Source organism: Dethiosulfatibacter sp., from assembly GCF_983023055.1.
In genome coordinates this window covers 1-2,135 of record NZ_CEZJXU010000068.1, presented here as the reverse complement: position 1 = coordinate 2,135, position 2,135 = coordinate 1, and the positions used below count along the sequence as shown (strand labels likewise).

2 protein-coding genes and 1 pseudogene are annotated in these 2,135 nt (G+C 39.5%); all 3 read left to right on the top strand.

Going from position 1 to position 2,135, the window contains the following annotated elements:
• Nucleotides 1–392 (top strand): annotated as a pseudogene (locus tag AC3AX0_RS03950) (hypothetical protein); the annotation flags it as partial.
• A gap of 150 nt (nucleotides 393–542) precedes the next feature.
• Nucleotides 543–1,994 carry an alkaline phosphatase family protein gene (locus tag AC3AX0_RS03945; RefSeq protein WP_487549004.1) on the top strand — a complete coding sequence of 484 codons (1,452 nt, stop codon included), beginning with the start codon at nucleotides 543–545 and terminating at the stop codon, nucleotides 1,992–1,994.
• Nucleotides 1,981–2,135: molybdopterin-guanine dinucleotide biosynthesis protein B (locus AC3AX0_RS03940; protein WP_487549011.1), on the top strand; the 155-nt coding region annotated here is incomplete at its 3' end. The genes AC3AX0_RS03945 and AC3AX0_RS03940, both read left to right, overlap by 14 nt.

The following is a 2,135-nucleotide window of genomic DNA, read 5'->3' as shown; positions in this document are numbered from 1 at the left end:
ATTCAGACGGAACGATGCCTGCTGATTACACTCTTTCTCGAAAGGTGAACGGTGAAGATTTCACAACAGAAGGAACAGGCATAAAAATCGTAACTGTATCTGTTGAAAAGATGGACAAGGAAGGTAACCTAAAACCAGCAGAGTGGTCTGGATACAGAGTTTCGGACATACTTGCTGCAAACGGAATAGAAGAAGGATTCACAAAACTGACTGTTACAGCTGCTGACGGTTTTGCAATTGATATTGACAGTGAAACTGCAAATGCAGAAACCACAATCTTCGGATTTGTTCAAGACAAGGAAAGCATCGGCGATGAAGCTCCAAGACTTACAGTCAACGGAGAAGGAAGCATGATGTGGATAAGAAACATAGCCGAGATATCTACAAAGTAGGATACAGCGACTATGTCGAGATAGCTGCGTAAGCAGATAGTATCGCCGCAGAAAGTCTGCCCCTGAAAGTAAAATACCAACGCTTCAAGGGATTTTACACATAATTGACTTTCTAAAGCAGGATACAGCTACTACTAAACGGAGGATAATATGACCAGAAAGGGAAAACTTGTTTCTGTTGTTCTTATTATCCTTTTCCTTTTAACTGCATGTTCGTCAAAAGTCGAAAGCTCTGGATCACTTCTCAAGGTAACAGGAGATGTGAATGCAGAACTCATGGTCCCCTATGGAAACGAATCGGAAATAGACTGGCAGATTCTGGAAAAGGATGACAAGACATACGGAAGCATCAAACTTGATGAAATCTTCAACTTCTACGACTACGATAAAGATGACTATTCTATACTCTTTGTAGCCAAAGATGGAATGAAGGTGAAAATAGATAAAAACTACGACAAAGTCAATATTTATGACAACAAAGGATGGAACATATATGCACCGGACTTTCCTCCAACTGTAAACTTGAAGGATATTGAGAAAATAGTGCTTATAAAAAATGAATACAACCTGTCGGAAGGTGTAAACATAATATCCAAAAATGAAAACCTGGCATCCTTCACACCTGGAAACATGCATCTCATGAACCTTCAGCTCTACAACTTCTTTGATGGAGAGTCTGTGAAAAATGATGAATATTCCATGAAAGCCTACAAGGAAAAATACTTCCTTTCTCTGGAGGATGCTGCAGGCGTTGAATTTAGAAATTCAATTGTAATGTCAAAAAGTGGAGAATATTATTTTACTACTGAAAAAGGCTATCTACAGCTTCAGGGACATATGATAAACTATACAGAACCTGAAAGCAGGAAGACAATCTTCGACATAGTAGGAGTGGTCATCAATCCTCCTGCAGGTTCAGTGATGGATTCATACCATGATGCAAGGCATTTTCTTGACAAGGATGAAGATGTACTCCATATTTTCATTGACGGATTCAGCGCAGGCCAGTACGAATATGCCAAAGAAAATGGATTGATTCCCTACATTGCAAGTCTTGGACATATGGACACTGCGCTTACCATATTCAAACCTGTAACAAACAGCGGTTATGCCGCCATGATAACGGGACAGCCCCCTGCAGTCAACGGAATCCTGAACAGGAGCTACAGAGAGATAAAAGTAGATACCATATTCGATTATGTATCATCCCTTGAAAAGACTTCTGTTATAATCGAAGGCAATGCAAACATCATTACAACCCATGGTGATCCAATCCTTAATACGGATGTAAACGGTAATGGCTTTACAGACGATGAGGTATTTGAATCAGCAAGGAAACACATATATGGATCAGACTATGCCTTTGTTCATTTCCACGGGGTTGATGATTCAGGACACGATTACGGAGACATTTCAGATGAAACAATGAAAAAAATCACTGAAGTTGACGGATATGTAAAAGAACTTTGCGAAAACTGGAAGGGAAAGGTTATAATTACAGCAGACCATGGAATGCACTCTACAATAGACGGTGGATCCCATGGAGAATTCAGGTACGAAGATATGGTAATTCCATATATTACATCAGATGGAGGTTTATAAGATGAAAGTTTTTTCCATTTACGGATATACCCAGTCGGGTAAGACAACCATAGCGGAAACAATGATAGCAGAACTTAAAAAAAGAAGATATAGCGTAGGCAGTATCAAGGAAATACATTTCGAAGAGTTCAACATAGACAC